Origin of the sequence: Staphylococcus argenteus, assembly GCF_000236925.1 — a bacterium.
Lineage (GTDB): Bacteria > Bacillota > Bacilli > Staphylococcales > Staphylococcaceae > Staphylococcus > Staphylococcus argenteus.
In genome coordinates this window covers 204819-224635 of sequence record NC_016941.1, presented here as the reverse complement: position 1 = coordinate 224635, position 19817 = coordinate 204819, and the positions used below count along the sequence as shown (strand labels likewise).

The window sequence follows — 19817 nt, the reverse complement described above, 5'->3', positions numbered from 1 at the left end:
TTTATGTACTAAAATTAATAAATAGTTAATAGTATTTGACAAACTTTATCTATAAAATACTTTATGTTGTCAAAACCAACGCTTATACATATAAACATAATGACGGAGGACATCATGATCTTATCTATATTACTTATCTTTTTCTGTATCCGATTGATCAGCTTAAAGATTTCAATTAATCATTCAAAACAATTAAAAGCAGATGGCGCTGTTGAATACGGCGTTAAAAACTCAAAGCTATTAGCCATTACACACGTATTAATTTATGTTTGTGCAGGTATAGAAGTTCTTATTAATAAAGATACTTTTAGCTTAGCAAACGGCATCGGATTAGTTATTTTAATCTTTGCTTACATCATGTTATTTATGGTAATTAAAACACTTGGTGGAATCTGGACATTAAAATTATTCATTTTACCAAATCACCCTATTATTAAATCAGGATTATACAAAATTACGAAACACCCAAATTATTTCTTAAACATAATCCCTGAATTAATCGGTGTTTTATTATTAACACACGCAACATACACTACAATCTTATTAGTTCCTTATGCATATTTCTTATATGTTCGCATTAAACAAGAAGAGAAATTAATGAATTTATAAAAATAAAGCCTGTCATCACGTTAATCAAAATAGATATACATCTTCAAAGTATGTTCTGATGCATCCAGAAATCTTCAAAGCATACTATATCTACAACGAACGTGACAACAGGCTTTTACTATGAAAACCAACCGCTTGTTATCATTCTTACCGACTTAAACTGTCGGACATATTTAAATAGTTAGCGAGTGGTATTCTCTATAGTTATAATCAACACCAATTAGCAATTATCATAATACAATAAGGTATCAATTTTGACACCTACATCAGTCTAACTTCAGACAACCCTCACACTTACCAAACTTTTAGATTAGGCCCACCACATATCAGCTGGCTTATCATAAATATTTACTGACTTCAATGTTTGACAAGCTTTTTGGAAACCTTCCTCGACTGACATAATAGGATCTTCATGTTCAATACTTAATACATAATCATATCCATTAATAATAAGTTGGCTAATAATATCCGCCCATACATATGGACTGTGTCCATAACCAACTGTTCGGAATGTCCAAGCTCTTGTTGCGACATTGCCATACGGCTGCATATCAGTTAATCCATACATATTTACATTTTCTTGATTAATGTACGTATCTTTTGCATGGAAGTGGTGTATTGCATTTGCTTGCCCTAAAATTCGAATCGCAGCAATCGGATCAATTCCTTGCCACCACAAATGACTTGGATCTAAATTAGCACCAATATATTCATTCGTAGCTTCACGTAATTTCAACATTGTATATGGCGTATGCACTAAAAATCCTGCATGCAACTCTATTGCAATTTTAACGTCTTGTTCTTTTGCAAATTCAGCTAAGTCTTTCCAATATGGTATCAACTTTTCGTTCCACTGATAATCATATATTTCAGAGTATGCTGTTGGCCAAGGTGTTACAGGCCAATTAGGTTTTTTAGCTGTATCATCTGAACCAGCAATACCTGAAAATGTATTTACAACTGGCACATCTAGTAGATTTGCTAAACGAATTGTTTTACGTAAAGTTTCATCCGCTTCTTTTGCTTCTTCAGGGTCTGGCGAAATGGGATTGTTATGGCAACTGAAGCCACTTATTTGCAATCCTCTGTCTGTAATTGACTTCATAAATGCTTGTCTCTTGTCTTCGTCTTGTAATAATTCATCTAATTTACAAAACTTATCTCCTGGATTACCACCTGTTCCAACTTCAATCATATCTAATCCAGATTCTGCAACATAATCCAACATTTCCTCAAAGTTTTTATCGTAAAATAACACTGAAAATACACCAATTTTCATTGAAAAGCACTCCTTCATTTATATATTGAGAATTTTTATTATTTATATCAATCATTAAAGTTGTATGCTCTTATTATCTAAATCACTACGATAAATCGCTTCTATAAGGGCGTTTACATTGCGTGCCTCTTCCGCCTTCACAACGATTTCTTCTAATCCTAAACACGCATTAACAAAGTTTCGAGCCTGTCTATCTCCAGCAATGTCCTCGTTATGTTCAACATCAGCACTACTTTCAACAATAGTTCCAAAACGTGGTTCATAAATTTCAAAAGGAAATAAATTTATACCGCCATTTTCACCCGATAAACTTACGTGCATCTTGTCTTCTTTAATATTTGCAGACCAAGAACACTCAAACTGCATACTCGCTCTATTTGAAAACGTTATATAACTCGTGACATGATCATCTACATCAAATGTTTTATGATCAAATGTTCCCCAATCATTGAGTTGATTCGGTTGTTTGCTCAATTGATTATATGTTTTGCCTAAAACATTTTGTGGCAACATATCTTTGCCTAATAACCACATGGATAAATCTAATAAATGACATCCATAGTCGATTAAGCTACCGCCGCCTTGCAATGCTTTATTTGTAAACACACCCCAACCAGGTACTTTACGCCTGCGCATCGCTTGTACACGTGCAACTAAAGGCTTGCCAACAACACCTGATTTTATTGCTTTTTTAGCAGTAATAGCGACATCAGTATGTCGATAATGATAAGCAACAGTCAATAATTTTTGGTTTCTGTTAGCTGCTTCAATCATACGATCGCACTCTTCCGTCGTCATTGCCATTGGTTTTTCACACATTACATGGACACCATGATTCAATGCTTCTATTGAAAGATCAGCATGGAATTTGTTAGGCGTACATATGACGACCGCATCAACGAGTTCAAACAATTCTCTTGGTGTTTCAACTGCATGTGGAATATTAAAACGTTTGGCAACATCAATCATTTGTACTGTGTTAATATCTTGCACTGCTGCTAGTGAAACTTTATCTTTGAGTTTCAGTAATGCTGGAATATGACGGTCTTGTGCAATGCCACCAACACCAATCACACCAACGTTTAGTTTAGTCATGATGTTCCTCCTTAATAAAAGATATTAATCAAAGTAAACTGCTTTGCCTGATTTTGCAGATTGATAAATTGCTTCAAGTATTTTAGTTACTATCATTGCTTGTTCTGGTTTTACAACTGGTTCTGTATCATTAACAACTGCATTTATCCAAGCTTTCGCTTCTTCTTCAGCTTCGTCCACTTCATTACCTTCATAAAAATCGACACCTTTGTTCTCTAATTCAACATGTTTAGTGTATAGTGTGCCCATATCATCGCCATGAATACGTAAACCGTCTTTCATATCAGCTCCCGCTTTTGTTCCGGATAACGAACATTTCGCCTCATCAACTTCTAAAGAATTAATCGCCCATGCAGATTCTAAAATAATAGTTGCACCGTTTTTCATTTTAATGAATCCAAATGCAGAATCTTCAACTGTAAATTCATCTGGATCCCATGATCCCCAAGCGTTTGCAGCATCATGTTGTTTATTTAATTTATGAAATGTTGAACCCATCACCGATTCCGGTTCATAATTATTCATCATCCATAGTGTTAAATCTAATGCATGCGTCCCGATATCAATTAAAGGTCCACCACCTTGTGCTTCCTCATTTAAGAAAACACCCCATGTTGGCACAGCACGTCGACGAATGGCATGTGCTTTTCCAAAGTAAATGTCACCTAAATCACCACGTTGCGTTGATTGATATAAAAACTGACTATCTGCTCTGAAGCGATTTTGATAGCCTATTGTTAATTTTTTACCTGTTTCTTTAGCTGCATCTATCATTTTTTGTGCTTCCGCTGTCGTCTTAGCCATCGGTTTTTCACACATCACATGTTTGCCGGCGTATAGTCCCGCTACAGTAATATCACAATGTGAATCATTCGGTGTACATACGTGGATAACATCAATCGCTTTATTTTTTAACAACTCTTGATAATCATCATAAACTTGTGCATCTTTCGTGCCGTATGCTTCTGCTGCACACTCCGCTTTCGAAATATCTACATCACAAAATGCGACCATTTCAACATCTTCAACTTTTTGTAAACTCGGCATATGTTTGCCATTTGCAATACCACCACATCCAATAATTCCAACCTTAATCGTCATCATCTCGTCCTCCTTTAAATCATTATCATCATTAGTGGTTCTTTATCACTTCTGTCATACTCCTTTTTTCAAACTAACCTTTTGTCGCACCAGTCGTTAAACCTGATACTAAATAGCGTTGTAAGAACAAGAATACTATAGCTATAGGGACTGCAATCATAATGGCTCCTGCCGCAAACACTGTGAAATTGTTTGCATATTTATCGTTAATAAAGTTGAAAAGTCCGACTGCTAAAGTGAATTTTTCAGGGCTTCTCAATAAAATTTTAGGTAATATAAAGTCCATAAACGGTCCCATAAAATTGAATAAAGCAACAACTGCTAGAATCGGTTTAGCTAATGGCAACATGATTTGTAAGAAAATGCGCATATGTCCCGCTCCATCAATTTTTGCAGATTCATCAAGTTCTTTAGGAATCGTATCAAAGTAACCTTTCACTAAAAATGCATTCATCGGTATCGAACCACCAATATATACAAGTGTTAATCCAAATAATGAATCTAATAATCCGATTGTATTTAATAAAATATAGATTGCGACCATTGCCATCAATACTGGAAACATTTGTAAAATCAAAAATGTAATTAATCCATATTTACGTCCTACAAAGCGATATCTCGAAAAGGCATATGCTGTTAATGTAACAAATATCACACTAAACAATGCATTTGCTGATGCTACGATGAGCGTATTTTTATACCAAGTCAAATATTGACTACTTTCATCAAATAATAAAAAGGCGTAATTTTTAAATGTCGCATTATCCGGTATCATCTTAGCTCCATATAAATTCGTACCTGGATTAAGGGAAATACCGAACGTCCATAATAATGGATATAATATGATGACAAACATTATCGCTATAAAACTATAAATACCGATTGCTTTTAAAGCACGCTTCTTCTTTGCCATCTTATAAACCTCCCTCATCTTTAAAAGTACTAGTACGTCTGAATTGAATAAATGCAACAATAGCCACAATAAAACCAATAATTAATGACACAACTGCCCCCATATTAAAGTTATTAAACTCAAATGTCAGATTGTATACCCAAGATATTAAGATGTCCGTACTACCCGCATTTTGACCTGAAACTGGTGGGCCACCTTTATTAAATAAATAGATAAGATTGAAATTATTAAAATTACCTGCATATTGCATGATTAACAACGGTGCAGTGGCATAAATAACATGTGGAAACGTGATATTTCTAAATTTTTGCCAGCTTGATGCGCCATCCATGTCTGCTGCTTCATACCAATCAGATGAAATACTTTGTAATACACCTGTGAAAAGTGCAAAGACAAATGGAAAACCTAGCCATACTTGGATACCAATTAAAGCAATTTTTGTCCAAAATGGATCACTTAACCACGCTGGTGCCACACCTAATAATGGTTGCAAAATGCTATTATTTATAGCACCAAATTCATCATTAAATAATGCTACAAAAATTAATATTGTTACAAATGATGGTACAGCCCAAGGTAAAATTAGCACCGTACGAATAAATTTCTTTCCTTTAACAACAGGATGATTGACAATGATTGCCAAAAATAGACCTAATGCAATTTGCAGTGTTGTTGCAACAAGTGTCCAAACTAATGTCCAAGTAATAACACTAAAAAATGTTTTGCGCCAAACACCGATTGTGAATAATGTTTTGAAATTATCTAATCCAACCCACTCTAATGTGTGCCTAGGAGGCGCATTGTATAAATTGTAGTTCGTAAATGCCACACCAAACATAAATATCAGTGGAAACACAACTACAAATATCAATAAAAATGTACCTGGTGAGATTAGTAAGTATGGGAAAGTCTTGTCCCAAGTTGCAACCATACGTGCTTTCGGATCTTTTATTTCTTCATTACGATTAAATCGTTGGGCATTGCGGTATGCATCTAATATGTTGATGACGTATAACATTATTGCGAAAGCAACAAGCAATAAAGAAATGATACCTTGAGCTAGTAATACCCGAGAATCATCTAATTTAGGTACAGTTCCTAATGTGAATAATCCCCAAAATCCAATATTTAAAAAGCTATAAAATACAGAAATAAAACTGATGAAAAAGATAAAGAATATCGTGCCTTTAATGGGCCTTTTGTTATAAAACTGACCCAAACCAGGTATGACAGATAATAATGCAGCTAATTTAGGGTTACGTTTCGTCATAACTAATCTCCTTTCTTATCGTTTTGTGATGGATGAAGAATCTTAATATTTTGCGTAATATCATTCGTCGCTTCGTCTAAAGCTTCTTTTGGATTCTTACCATTCGAGATAAATGTACTGGCATTGCCCATCGGTTCCCAAACTTGTCTCATTTCTGGAATATTAGGCATCGGTTCAGCATGACGTGCTTGTTTTTCAAACACTTTCAAATTCGGATTAGATGATTTAACATCAACGCGTCCAGTAATTTCGCTCATTTCATCTGTATATTTTTGTAATGTATCTTTACTAGTGATATACAACATTAAGTCTTTAGCCCAATACTTATGCTTACTGTATTCAGATAAATACCAACCACGCACACCAAGAAACGGCTTCATCTGTTTACCACCATCTGTAGGTAATGTTGTCACACCAAGATCTTTACCAAATGTCTCTTGATACTCATTAATGTTCCATGGTCCCGTTACAAATTGTCCTACTTTACCTTCTTTAAAAAGACCAATCATCACATCATGAGTAGCAGCTTTTGGCAGGTACCCTTTGTCATACCATTTTTGTAAACGTTCAGCATTCTTTACCACATTTTTAGAATTTAGCCCTAATTGATGGATATCATATTCACTGCCATTTTTCTTAAAAATATAATCATCATTGCCAAATAAAAATGGATAATTAAAATAGAAGTTTTTGGCATCAAATAGCATACCGTATTGTTTCTTTTTACTATTTGTTAATTTAGCAGCATTAGCTTCAACTTCTTCTAACGTTTGCGGCGCATTTTTCACTAACTTTTTATTATAGAAAAGTGCAGTTGTTTCAACGATAGCAGGCAATGCTAGTTGTTTATTGTCATAATTCATCGCTTTAAGTGCTTGTTTATTGAAACCTTTCAACTCATCTTTTGATAATTTAATTTCAGCAGCTAAACCTTGTAGATAGGCACTTCCAGTATTATCATGTGCTAAGAAAAAGACATCTGGTCCTTTCCCAGCTGGTGCATCTAATGAAATATTTTCTAATTGATCATTTTGAGCAACATTTACAAGTTTTACTTTAATACCGGTCTTTTTAGTGTATTGCTCAGTGATTTTTTTATAAAACGCCATTTGTTTATCGCCATCCACCCACATCGTAAGTTGATTTGGCTTTTCTTTAGAATTATCTTTATTTAATGCTTTATCAATATCTTCTTTCGAACGATTAGGGCCACATCCAGTTACGATTAATAACATTGCAATGACTAACGCTATGCACTTTAAAAATTTAGACATGAATACTCCCCCTTAGACGATTCGATTTCCTGTATTTTCATCAAAAAAGTGACACTTATTCATATCAAATGCTAATGTAATCTTGTCATTCGCCATCACTTGCGTTCTCGAATCTAATTTAGAAATTAATTCCATGCCTTGGAATGTACTATGTACCATAATTTCTGAACCTAACAATTCGGATACAACTACCTCAGATTCAAATTGTGTCTCTGGAGAAGTTTGAATAAATATCGGCTCTTCGTGAATGTCTTCAGCTCGAATACCTAAAATGATTTCCTTATCTAAATAGCCAGCATCTTTTAACTTTTCAAATTTTTTATTATGTAATTTAAAGTGATGGTCACCAATTTTCAAACCATCCATTCCAACTGTAGCTTTCAACATATTCATCGCTGGTGAACCGATAAATTGTGCCACAAATATGCAATTTGGCGAGTCGTATATCTCTCTTGGCGTGCCGACTTGCATAATGTCGCCATCTTTTAATACGACAATTCGACTTGCCATCGTCAACGCTTCAGTCTGGTCATGTGTGACATAAATCGTTGTAGTATTAAGTCGCTTATGTAATTTCAAAATTTCTGTACGCATCTGTACACGTAGCTTCGCATCCAGATTTGATAATGGTTCATCCATTAGAAAGACTTTCGCATCTCTTACAATAGCTCTACCTAAAGCAACACGTTGTCGTTGCCCACCTGATAATGCTTTTGGTTTGCGTCCAAGATACTCAGTTAACCCTAATATTTCTGCTGCTTCATTAACTTTTTGTTCAATCTCTTTTTTGTTAACATTACGCAGCTTTAGCCCAAATGCCATATTTTCAAAAACAGTCATATGTGGATATAACGCATAATTTTGAAATACCATCGCAATATCTCTGTTCTTCGGTTCAACATCGTTCATGCGTTCCCCATCAATATAGAAATCTCCTGATGTGATAGACTCTAGACCCGCAACCATACGTAATGTTGTAGATTTACCGCATCCTGATGGTCCAACAAATACAATGAATTCTTTGTCAGTAATATGTAGATTAAAATCTTTCACTACAGTATTGTTGTTATCATACGTCTTTTTAATATGCTCTAACTTTAATTCTGCCATGTTATGCCTCCCATACTTTGTTTAAAGTTTTATTATGCAATACATTACGTGAAAACGTTTGCACAAATACTTACATAAATCATATATTCAGTCATTATTAATGTCAATCATAAATTGTAAACGTTTACATTACTGTCAGAAATAAACTTTTATAAAGAAAATTGTTATTGTATACAACTGTTTCACGTATGTTGATAATGCGATTTTACGCACGATATTTTTCAGTGTCATTATTAACAAACATCATTTGCACGATACATATTGGCTAATCAAAAATATATTTTTTCATTCAAAAAATAACAATCATCATGTAAGCATTCTACTCACATAATGATTGTTAAAATTTAAGACTGCGGGCACACTTCTACGACTATAAATCATAGAGACTACGTTCTCCATCTGGCAACCGATCAATGAACGGTTGAGGATCTTCTGCAAATGCATTACCTACGCCACCCTTCATTCTTTGAAAATGCAAATGAGCACCAGTCGTTTGTTTGCCTGTATTACCAGAATACGCAATGATGTCACCAGCTTTAACACGATCTCCTACTTTGACATTATATTTGTCTAAGTGTAAATACCATTGATGATACTCTCCATTATCTTCAGCAATCTGTAATACCTTGCCGCCTAATTCATTATTAAAAATACGTGTTACTTTGCCATTCGTTGGCGCTTTAATTGGTGTACCTTTTGGCAATGCAAAATCAATACCATAGTGTTTACCATCAAAAGGGGAATGTTTATATTTACCAAAAGTCTCCGTAACTCGACTTCCTTTAAAAAAGTCTTCCCATTTTGAGTGCCCTTGTCCTTTATGATTTTGTGTCAATTTATCGGTATATTGATTAAACCATTTTTGAATGTCACCTGTATAAACAACAGCTAATAATAATGATAAAAAAAGTACAATTGTTGCCAAAATACGTTTAGGTCGCTTTGTCATTGGGGCATCCATCCTTCATATATTTTGGATATTAAGTATATATTCTAAATCAAATATTTCATAATTAAATGCCCTCATACTTTGGTACTACGACCTAAACGGTTAAATAAAATGGTTATTAGATGCGTATTCTTATTGCTATTAAATTTTATATTCGATATAATAATTATACTAAAATATGAAAGATACAGAGGAGAATATTTATATGTCGAAAGTATTATATATTACAGCACATCCATTTAATGAATTAGTATCAAATTCTATGGCGGCTGGTAAAGCATTTATTGATGCTTACCAACAACAACATCCTGAGGACGAAGTGAAACATATCGATTTATTCGAAACTTATATTCCAGTCATCGACAAAGATGTATTAACTGGTTGGGGAAAAATTAATAATGGTGAAACATTAACTGATGATGAACAAATAAAAGTTTCAAGACTAAGTGAAATTTTAGAAGATTTTTTAAGTGCCGATAAATATGTATTTGTGACGCCGATGTGGAACCTTTCTTTCCCTCCTGTAGTCAAAGCATATATTGATGCTATTTCAATTGCAGGTAAAACTTTTAAATACTCTGCTGAAGGACCACAAGGTTTACTAACTGACAAAAAAGTATTACACATTCAATCACGTGGTGGATATTATACAGAAGGCCCTGCTGCTAATTTTGAAATGGGCGACCGTTATTTGAGAACAATCATGACATTCTTAGGTGTGCCATCATATGAAACGATTATTATTGAAGGGCACAATGCCGAACCTCATAAAACTGAAGAAATTAAAGCAACAAGTATTAATAATGCTGAAAAATTAGCAACAACATTTTAAGTTTTTAATTACACTGTGTGACGCCTCAACGTCATGCAGTTTTTTATTGTATACCTTTTCGACTTTTTTATAAAAATCTATTATTTTCACAAATTTAAAGTTTGGTATTCACTTTAATACTGATGTAAATATTTTTAAAATATATTATTATAGTGTTAATTAAGTATTTTGAGAAAAGGTGTGGATGTATGAAAACGCATAAAAATTTCTGGTTAAACTTAGCAGCAATTATTATTATTTCAATTGTAATCTGTGGCGGTATGTTTTTGGCAACTCGTTTAGAACAAATTCATTTGAAAGGTGATTTTAAAAAAATACTAAGTACATATCCTATTAAAAACTTAGAGACGCTTTATAAAATTAATGGTCACGATAATCCCCAATACGAAAATAATGGTCATGACACATGGTATATAGAATCATCTTATTCAGTTGTTGGATCAGATACGGTTTTAAAAGAAGACCGTATGTTGTTAGAGGTAGATAAAAACAAACATAAAATAACTGGTGATTATGACACAACAATAAACGATAGAAAAAATGTTACTCACTCGACAGACAAAAGTTATCCAGTAAAAGTAGTTAATAATAAAATCGTCTGCACAAAAGACGTAAAAGATCCCGAACTGAAACAAAAAATCGAAAGCCATCAATTTTTGATTCAAAATGGCGATTTATCAAGCATTTTAAACAGCAATGATTTGAAAATCACACATGATCCTACTACTAATTATTATAATTTATCTGGTAAGTTGTCGAATGATAATCCATGCGTCAAACAATTAAAACATAGATATCATATTCCAAAAAATGCATCAACAAAAGTGGAATTAAAGGGAATAAGTGATTTAAAAGGCAATAATCATCAAGATCAGAAACTTTATTTTTATTTTTCAAGTCCTGGAAAAGACCAAATTATATACAAAGAAAGCCTTACTTATAATAAAATAAGTGAACATTAACACTTATGATGTAATTATAGAAATAACCAAATCATTCATTATCGTTTAACATACTAAAATCACACATTATAAAAACGCCTCACATCATTCATTTAATTGTACCGAATCACATAAAGTTAGATTTTAGACTAACTGTTGTGGTGTATATCAAAAACGAATTTGTGAGGCGTTTTAAAATTCAATAAGGTGCATAGCATTTCCTATAGCATTTTCTATGCTACGATACTCAAGCGTCACTCTAAAGTTCAAAATCAGATCTTTTGGTTCAAGGAAAAACTAATACACTTCAAAATTCACATCAATCGCATAAACATAATTTACCTTGTAATGCTATCTCGATCATATCGATAATACGCATTTGTATTTCTTTTTACTGAATGATACGATTCATCACTTAAATATAAACTGTCATCCTTTAAGGTAACTTGATAACCTTTCTTCCGTGCCAACCAGGCAATATCTATATAATTTTCTCCGGCGATTTCATAGCTTCTCAAATCTTCAACATGTGCACTAACTCCAGACAAAATGATTCTAACGACACTTTCCTCAATCCAACATTTGTCATGCATCCATCGTACTTGATCTGCTAATAATGGTAACTGCACATTATTGAAATATACATGATAGGCGTCATTATCATACATTTTTGAAATAGGTAATGGTTGTTTTCTAATCGTTAACACATCGCCACCCATCACAGTACCCTCTCTCGTGTCATCAGCCCCTCCCGAAGCTTCACGTGTATTCGAATCAACCTGTAATCCATGCACATCTCCAATATAGGCATCTGGTTTACTTTCCATCGCATGTCCACGTGCAATCAATGCTAATATTGTAGATTGTGAAAATTGAGGCTCCCATTCGATACGATTAGGATGACTACTATAAATTCTAGGTTCATCAATAGCTTGTTGAATGTCCATCCCAAACACTAAGACATTGATCAATGTTTGTGCGACGCTAGCAATAATACTTATGGCACCAAGTGCACCTACCGTTAATATCGGTTTACCGTGATGTGTCACAATCGTTGGAGCCATATTACTTAGAGGTCGTTTATATGATGCAATTTCGTTGATTCCACCTGCTACTACATCAAAACCATCCATTGTCGTATTTAATAACACGCCATATCCTGGAATAGTGATACCTGAACCGTAAATCATACCGATTGACGTCGTAAATGAAGCAATATTACCTTCTTTATCAATTACACAAAAATGTGTTGTTTCGGTATGATTTTCATCAACATCTGTATGAATTATGCAATCTGAAATAGCGCCATGTTCTATATCGATATTTGCTTTATCACTATCAATGAGCTTACTGCGTGTATTTAAATAGTCGTCATCAATTAATGACTCTACAGGTACATCATGAAAGTTATCATCTGCCAAAAACTGTGCACGATCACTATATGCTAAATGCATAGCTTGTATTAAATAGTGCAAATAATCGACAGATCTTGCTCCCATTGAAGGTAGATCGACATGCTCTAATAACTTCAATATTTGAATAACTGTGATACCGCCGGAACTAGATGGCCCCATTGAATAAATATCATAATCTTTAAACGTCGCACTAATTGGTGTTTTAATCTGAATGTCATAATTTGCTAAGTCCTCTAAAGTGATTGTGCCACCATATTTTTTAACAACCTTTACTAACTTTTCCGCAATGTCACCTTTATAAAATGCATTAAATCCATGCTCTTTTAATATTTGAAATGTCTTGCCTATTTCGGGTTGTATAATCCAGTCATCTTCACGCCAATAGCGATTTTTATTCGTAAATACTTGCGCCGTTTCGTGATACTTTGTCAACCTTGCATGTTGCTGGCGCGAATATTTTTCAGTAGCCCAATTAGCAGAATGACCTTCCATAGCTAACTCAATTGCAGGATTGATTAATTCCTCTAATGAAAACTTAGCATAATGCTTATGAATATAATCGAACAGCTTCGGAATTGCCGGTACTGCCACAGTTTTACCATGTGTAGTCATATCAAAAAACGATTTATATTCGCCTGAATCATTTAAATAAAATTCCTGATCAATATGTGCAGGTGCAGCTTCACGCGCATCAAACGCAGTTATACTGCCAGTACTTTGCTCATAATAGAGTAAGTACCCGCCTCCACCTATACCTGATGCAAATGGTTCTACCACATTCAATGCCAGTTGAATCGCAATTACTGCATCCATAGCATTGCCGCCTTTGTCTAATACACCCTTACCAATTTTAGCAGCAAGAGGATGCGACACGGAAATTAACCCTTCTTTAGATGTTGTTTTCTGTTTATCATTTAAGTTAATGACCATATGTTATCCTCCTACTTTCTTGAAATCATTAAAATATTATTGATTAATGGCTTTCTCTGCTTTTTCTAAGTCTTGATGTTGAACATTGCCTGTGTCAACAAGTGGTGTAATCGGTGATGCAATTTTAAATTTGTCACCACGATAAAACTTAATAAATTGATCCTGATCGATCGCGTTTACAACAGCTTGTCTTAAGTTTGGATGTGTCTTAAATATACCTTTTTTAATATTAAGCATTAAAAAGACTGACTTACGTCCATTTTTACGTATAATACTTAAATTTTTATCTGACTTAATTAAATCAAAATGTTTTTGATTCACATCTGCCAACATATCAATTGAATGGTTTCGAAGTTCTGACAATGCATTATTAGGATCACCATTAAATTTCAATGTGATATTTTTAATTTTTGCTGGACCATAGCTATCTTGTTCTGTTTCGTTGAATCCAGGATTACGTTGAAACTCTGCTTGATAGGTATTTTTCTGTGTCATAATGTATGCACCACTCGCATATAGTCCATTTTTACCATCTGAAGTAGCAGGAAATGTACTGCTATCACCATAGCCCTTTGGATATTGATGATTTACTTCAGTAACAAATTTTTTAGATAAAATACCTGCCGAAGAATGTGTTAAATAATTCACTTCTCGAGGCATCGATTGATCAGTTGTAATTTTAACTATTTGATAAATCCCATCTTTATTATTTACTTTTTGACCATCTGTTGTTAACGATTTGACATTATAAGCTTTTATCAACTTGTCATAGATAGATTTATCGTCTTTATCTTTTTCTTTGCGCAACTGATTAATGTCATCATCAGTTAATATCTTGATGTCATTAATATGTTTATGCATATTGTACGTATTATTGTTAGGCACTGACTTTTTATCACGAGCTCTATCTAAAGAAAATTTAACATCTTCAGCCGACACACGTTCACCAGTATTGCGCGCTTCTGCATTAACTACTTTCGCAAAATAATCGTCATCTCTAAGTAAGAAATAAAATGCTTTATTGTCCTTATTAACAGCATAGTCACGACTTAACGAACCTTTTGTTGTTAAGTGGTCATTTTCATCTAATAATAATAACCTTGTGTACATATTCATATTAATTGAATATACTGATGGTGCAATTGAACGTATTGGATCCAATGTTGGAATTTCGCCATCTTGTTGTGTCATCACAAGTGGCCGCGTATCTCGTTCTTTACTATTGTTGTAATCAAATTGTTGCCATATTAGCGCACGTGAATTTGGCAATCCAACGCTATTTTTATCCAATACTTTATTGTCATATACTAAATTCTTTTTTGATCCGTATAAAGGCGCCATATATCCTTTATCAAATACAACTTCATCTTCAATTTGTTTATATGTTTGTTTAACGTCTACTTCATTTTGAGTAGAAGCTTTATTTAATAACTCATCCACATGCTTATCTTTTAATAAACTATTTGATCCTGTAGAACTAAATAATGCCGTCATAGCATAGTTCGGGTCACCAAATACCGTCATCCAGTCATCAATTTGAATATCATAATTGCCTGCTTGACGTTGCGTGCGATAACTACCATAATCTGGTTGAATATTCATCTTGACGTTAAATCCTGCATTTTCCAACTGATCTTTAACGATATTCATATCGTTCTCATAACTTGCTTGTCCTAGGAAATGTATCGTTGGTCGCTCACCTTTTACTTCTACTTTCGATGATGTTTGAGCCACTTCTGATTTCGTAGGGACACCACAACCACTTAATACCAACGCTAACACTATAATTGCGATACTAATGATTCTTTTCACATCTATCCCTACCTTTTTAATGAATTTTTGGATCAAGTGCATCTCGCACTGCATCACCTATAAAATTAAATGCTAAAACGACGAACATAATACAAATACCAGGTACTATAGCTAAGTTACTGTGTGTTTCTAAATAGTTACTACCGGTACGCAAAATGTTACCCCATTCCGCTACGTCAGGCGCAACGCCAAGTCCTAAGAAACTTAAACTGCTTGTTGTTAATACAACAACACCTATGTTTAAAGAAAAGCGTACAATCATTGGTGCAATTGCATTCGGTAAAATATAATGCCATATAATACGCCAAGTATTTTCTCCTGTAACACGTGCTGCATCTACATATTCCATACGTTTAATCTCTAAAACACTTGCACGCATTGTTCGCGCAAATGATGGTATATTTCCAATACTTAGCGCAATAATTAAATTTGGAATACTTGTGCCAAAAGAAGCAATAATTGCCACCGCTAACAATAATGATGGAATTGCAAACACAATATCTAAAATACGCATCACTAAATTATCAATATGATTAAAATAACCGGCAATTGTGCCTAGTAGCACACCAAAAATAACTGCGATAATCACAGAGATGATTGATATTGAAAATGTCAGTTTCGTCCCTACAACAACACGTGTAAATAAATCTCTACCGAAATCATCAGTACCAAACGGATAGGCTAGACTTGGTGCATGTAATAGTGCATTAAACTGATTTTTAGTAGCCAATGACGTATCAAACGTAAATTGAGACACGATTGATAATGACAGCATGTAAACTAAAACAAATAATCCAATAATAGCAATACGATGTTTAACAATTTTTCGTATAAATGCTTCCCAACCGTTATAACTATGTATTTGCGATGTACGTTGATAACGTCTAACACTTACAAACATTAATAAAGTGAATACATTCCCTGTTAAAGCCATCAACAGTAACAACACTTCAATGAAACGACGCCATGTGACATGCCTTTTCCAATTTGATTCAGTTACTACGATAATAATTAACGCAATGGTTAAGATGATTAACAACGTTTCAGCAATATAAAACGTATCTGCCACATATCCTTTAAAAATATTTAAAGCACTTGTTAAAATGACTAAAATATATGTTGCTATGGCATAACTTGCGAATAATTTTAAGGAAGCTATCTTTGTTGTAACTTTTACCATATGCCTCACTTCCTTTCGTTAATTTCACTACGTAATTTTGGATCGATAAGCGTATAGAAAATATCAATGATTAAATTTGATAATGAAATAACTATTGATATATATACGACCCCACCCATGACCGCTGGGATATCAGGTATAAGTTGTTTTTGAACAATATAGCGACCGATACCATTAATATTAAATACTTGTTCCGTCACAGCTGAGCCACCCAGTAACTCCGCCACTAATAGACCGACTAGCGTCACAATTGGAACGATTGCATTTTTTAAAATGTGCTTAATAACTACTTGCGTCGTCGATAGCCCTTTTGCATAAGCCGTTAATACATAATCACTACGCATAACTTCAAGAACTGAAGACCTTGTCATACGCGTTATAGAAGCAGCAATACTTGTTCCAATGACAAGTACAGTTAAAATCAACGATATTGGATGTTCTGGAATATAAGACGGTGGTAAAATATCCAATTTCAATGAGAACGCCAAAATAAACAATAGCCCTTGCCAGAAACTTGGAATGGATAAACCAATTAAAGCTATCGTCATCAATGTGATATCAAGCCAACTATTTCTCTTCATCGCACTAATAATCCCTACTGGTATCGCAATAATTAGTGCCACAATCAACGCTAATACTGTTATAAGAATTGTAATTGGAATTCTCTCGCCAACCGCTTTTGTCACTACCTCATTTCCTTTGTATGTTGTACCTAAATCAAACGTAAAAACGCCTTTGATAGTATCCCACAATTGAATAAAATAAGGTTCGTTAAGGTGATGTAATACATTAAATTGATGTATTTGTGCCTTTGTAGCATTTTGCCCCAATATGCTATATGCCGCATCAAGTGGTGAAAAATATAAAATTGTAAAGACACTAATGATTACGCCAATAATAACAATTACAGCCATAATGATGCGTTCGAAAATATACCTAACTAATGGCTGTAAATAAAATGTCAGCATAACGAACAGTGGTAAAGCCAATACCACTTTGATAATGATGAACTTGTGGAACAATACATTTTCAAAGTATGATGAAAAATGCGCTTGTTCAATGCTATTAAAGTTGGTATTAGACCTTTGCGTCTTGAATATTTTGATTGCTTCTCTATGTATTTGTGTAGTCGACTTTAGCTGAGACAAATATTTATATTTTTCTTGTAACGCTTGTTCGATTTCTGAAATTTCAGAATTATTAGCGTAAAATTTTTTTCTCTTAGTTGAAAAAGCAAAACCAATCACTGCATATAAAAATATTGGTAAGCTCAATACCGAAAGTATAACCCTATAAAATGCCTTATGATACAACAACTTAAATGACTTTGAATAAGTAATTATGATAATCACTCCTTGTAAAATAATCTTGAGTAGATTACTATGATATACAAAAGTATAGAATAAATTTACACATTTGTGAATAGGGAGGCACAACATCATGTCAAATTTATTAAAAGTCAACAGTCTGAATGTACAATTCAATTATGATGAAACTACAGTTCAAGCGGTAAAAAATGTCTCTTTCGAATTACGAAAAAAACATATTTTAGGTATAGTTGGTGAATCTGGATCAGGTAAAAGTATTACGGCAAAATCAATTTTAGGTCTATTACCAGATTATCCAGATCATACTTTAACTGGAGAAATTATTTTTGACGGTAAAGTACTAACAGAATTAACCTCTGCATCATTAAGACAAATTCGAGGAAAAGATATCTCGATGATTTTTCAAGATCCACTTTCCTCTTTAAATCCAAGATTAACGATTGGCAAGCAAATTACAGAAGTTCTATTTCAACATAAACGTGTATCAAAGTCAGAAGCAAAGTCGATGGCCATCGATATTTTAGATAAAGTTGGAATTAAAGATGCGACACGTCAATTTAATGCTTATCCACATGAACTTTCTGGTGGTATGCGTCAACGTGTCATGATAACAATTGCCTTAATTTTAAAACCACAAATTTTAATCGCAGATGAACCAACAACAGCATTAGATGCAAGTACACAAAATCAATTACTGCAGTTAATGAAGTCCCTTTATGAGTACACAGAAACATCTATTATTTTTATCACACACGATTTAGGCGCTGTGTATCAATTTTGCGACGATGTGATTGTAATGAAAGATGGAAGTGTCGTTGAAAGTGGTACGGTTGAAAGTATCTTTAAATCACCGCAACATACATATACGAAACGCTTGATTGATGCGATTCCTAATATTCATCAAACTCGTCCGCCAAGACAATTAAGTAATGATATTTTATTAAAATTCGATCACGTGAGCGTAGATTATACATCACCGAATGGCAGCATATTCCGAGCAGTTAGAGATATAAACTTAGCTATTAGGAAAGGTGAAACATTAGGTATCGTTGGGGAGTCAGGTTCAGGAAAATCAACTTTAGGTAAGACGGTCGTCGGTCTAAAGGATGTGTCAGAAGGCTTTATTTGGTATAACAATGTACCTGCTAAGGAATTGAAACCTTTACGCCAAGACATTCAAATGATTTTCCAAGATCCATTCGCATCTATCAATCCAAGATTTAAAGTCATTGATGTAATTAAACGAGCTCTTATTATTCATGGGAAAATAAAAGATGATGATATGATTAAAACTGTCGTATCCTTGTTAGAAAAAGTTGGCCTAGATCAAAGCTTCTTATATCGTTATCCACATGAGTTATCTGGTGGACAACGCCAACGTGTAAGTATCGCGAGAGCACTCGCTGTAGAACCTAAACTAATTGTTTGCGACGAGGCAGTGTCAGCTTTAGACGTTTCAATCCAAAAAGATATCATCGATTTATTAAAACAATTACAGTTAGATTTTGGCATCACTTATTTATTCATCACACACGACATGGGCGTCATCAATGAAATATGTGATCGCGTTGCAGTGATGAAAAATGGTGAGATCGTTGAACTTAATAACACAGAAGATATTATCAAACATCCGCAATCAGACTATGCAAAACAACTTATTTCAGCAGTGCCTGTCATTACAAAATAAAAGTTATGAGCAATTCGGTTCAGTGACTGCGCAACTTGGAATAAACTGCGCAACTTTCTATGAGTTATGTTCGATGACTTTGTCATACTATA

The 19817-nt window shown here is 33.9% G+C and carries 16 protein-coding genes; 4 read left to right on the top strand and 12 right to left on the bottom strand.

Annotated features, from left to right (window positions below; translation table 11 throughout):
* Positions 1–114: 114 nt before the first annotated feature.
* Complete coding sequence (locus tag SAMSHR1132_RS00950; protein WP_000603752.1) at positions 115–609, top strand: isoprenylcysteine carboxyl methyltransferase family protein; 495 nt, start codon at positions 115–117, stop codon at positions 607–609.
* Between the two features lie 310 nt (positions 610–919).
* Here the strand turns inward: SAMSHR1132_RS00950 and SAMSHR1132_RS00945 are convergent, their stop codons facing one another.
* The 8 genes from SAMSHR1132_RS00945 to SAMSHR1132_RS00910 form a co-directional block, all read right to left on the bottom strand.
* Entirely contained in the window at positions 920–1888 is a 969-nt protein-coding gene (locus SAMSHR1132_RS00945) for a sugar phosphate isomerase/epimerase family protein (protein ID WP_000690423.1), read from the bottom strand.
* A gap of 54 nt (positions 1889–1942) precedes the next feature.
* Positions 1943–2983, bottom strand: coding sequence for a Gfo/Idh/MocA family protein (locus SAMSHR1132_RS00940; RefSeq protein WP_000163955.1), 1041 nt, complete (start codon positions 2981–2983; stop codon positions 1943–1945).
* Between the two features lie 24 nt (positions 2984–3007).
* A complete protein-coding gene (locus SAMSHR1132_RS00935; protein WP_000153456.1) occupies positions 3008–4084 on the bottom strand; it encodes a Gfo/Idh/MocA family protein in 1077 nt (358 codons plus the stop codon).
* Between the two features lie 73 nt (positions 4085–4157).
* Positions 4158–4997 carry a sugar ABC transporter permease gene (locus SAMSHR1132_RS00930; protein WP_001085165.1) on the bottom strand — a complete coding sequence of 280 codons (840 nt, stop codon included), beginning with the start codon at positions 4995–4997 and terminating at the stop codon, positions 4158–4160.
* 1 nt (position 4998) lies between these two features.
* Positions 4999–6267 (bottom strand): sugar ABC transporter permease, encoded by a 1269-nt coding sequence (locus SAMSHR1132_RS00925; RefSeq protein ID WP_000166900.1) that lies wholly within the window; start codon positions 6265–6267, stop codon positions 4999–5001.
* Between the two features lie 2 nt (positions 6268–6269).
* Positions 6270–7541 (bottom strand): maltodextrin ABC transporter substrate-binding protein, encoded by a 1272-nt coding sequence (locus SAMSHR1132_RS00920; protein WP_000033027.1) that lies wholly within the window; start codon positions 7539–7541, stop codon positions 6270–6272.
* Between the two features lie 12 nt (positions 7542–7553).
* Positions 7554–8651: an ABC transporter ATP-binding protein gene (locus tag SAMSHR1132_RS00915; protein ID WP_000818918.1), complete on the bottom strand. Its 1098-nt coding sequence runs from the start codon at positions 8649–8651 to the stop codon at positions 7554–7556.
* 370 nt (positions 8652–9021) lie between these two features.
* The gene (locus SAMSHR1132_RS00910; RefSeq protein ID WP_000166924.1) at positions 9022–9600 is read right to left on the bottom strand and encodes a M23 family metallopeptidase; all 579 of its coding nucleotides are present in this window, start codon (positions 9598–9600) and stop codon (positions 9022–9024) included.
* Between the two features lie 205 nt (positions 9601–9805).
* Here SAMSHR1132_RS00910 and SAMSHR1132_RS00905 point away from each other — a divergent pair, with 205 nt between their 5' ends.
* Positions 9806–10432, top strand: coding sequence for an FMN-dependent NADH-azoreductase (locus SAMSHR1132_RS00905; RefSeq protein ID WP_000048981.1), 627 nt, complete (start codon positions 9806–9808; stop codon positions 10430–10432).
* A 188-nt stretch (positions 10433–10620) separates the two neighbouring features.
* Entirely contained in the window at positions 10621–11394 is a 774-nt protein-coding gene (locus tag SAMSHR1132_RS00900) for a tandem-type lipoprotein (RefSeq protein ID WP_000848131.1), read from the top strand.
* A 317-nt stretch (positions 11395–11711) separates the two neighbouring features.
* Here SAMSHR1132_RS00900 and ggt read toward each other — a convergent pair whose 3' ends face one another.
* The 4 genes from ggt to SAMSHR1132_RS00880 are packed head-to-tail and all read right to left on the bottom strand — an operon-like array spanning position 11712 to position 18194.
* A complete protein-coding gene (gene ggt / locus SAMSHR1132_RS00895; RefSeq protein WP_000236396.1) occupies positions 11712–13718 on the bottom strand; it encodes a gamma-glutamyltransferase in 2007 nt (668 codons plus the stop codon).
* Between the two features lie 36 nt (positions 13719–13754).
* Positions 13755–15530 (bottom strand): ABC transporter substrate-binding protein, encoded by a 1776-nt coding sequence (locus tag SAMSHR1132_RS00890; protein WP_014373759.1) that lies wholly within the window; start codon positions 15528–15530, stop codon positions 13755–13757.
* 16 nt (positions 15531–15546) lie between these two features.
* Positions 15547–16710, bottom strand: coding sequence for an ABC transporter permease (locus SAMSHR1132_RS00885; RefSeq protein WP_000241590.1), 1164 nt, complete (start codon positions 16708–16710; stop codon positions 15547–15549).
* Positions 16711–16715: 5 nt separating this feature from the next.
* Complete coding sequence (locus SAMSHR1132_RS00880) at positions 16716–18194, bottom strand: ABC transporter permease (RefSeq protein ID WP_096001297.1); 1479 nt, start codon at positions 18192–18194, stop codon at positions 16716–16718.
* Here SAMSHR1132_RS00880 and SAMSHR1132_RS00875 point away from each other — a divergent pair.
* The gene (locus SAMSHR1132_RS00875; RefSeq protein ID WP_000067464.1) at positions 18151–19725 is read left to right on the top strand and encodes an ABC transporter ATP-binding protein; all 1575 of its coding nucleotides are present in this window, start codon (positions 18151–18153) and stop codon (positions 19723–19725) included. The genes SAMSHR1132_RS00880 and SAMSHR1132_RS00875 overlap by 44 nt on opposite strands.
* Positions 19726–19817: the final 92 nt, after the last annotated feature.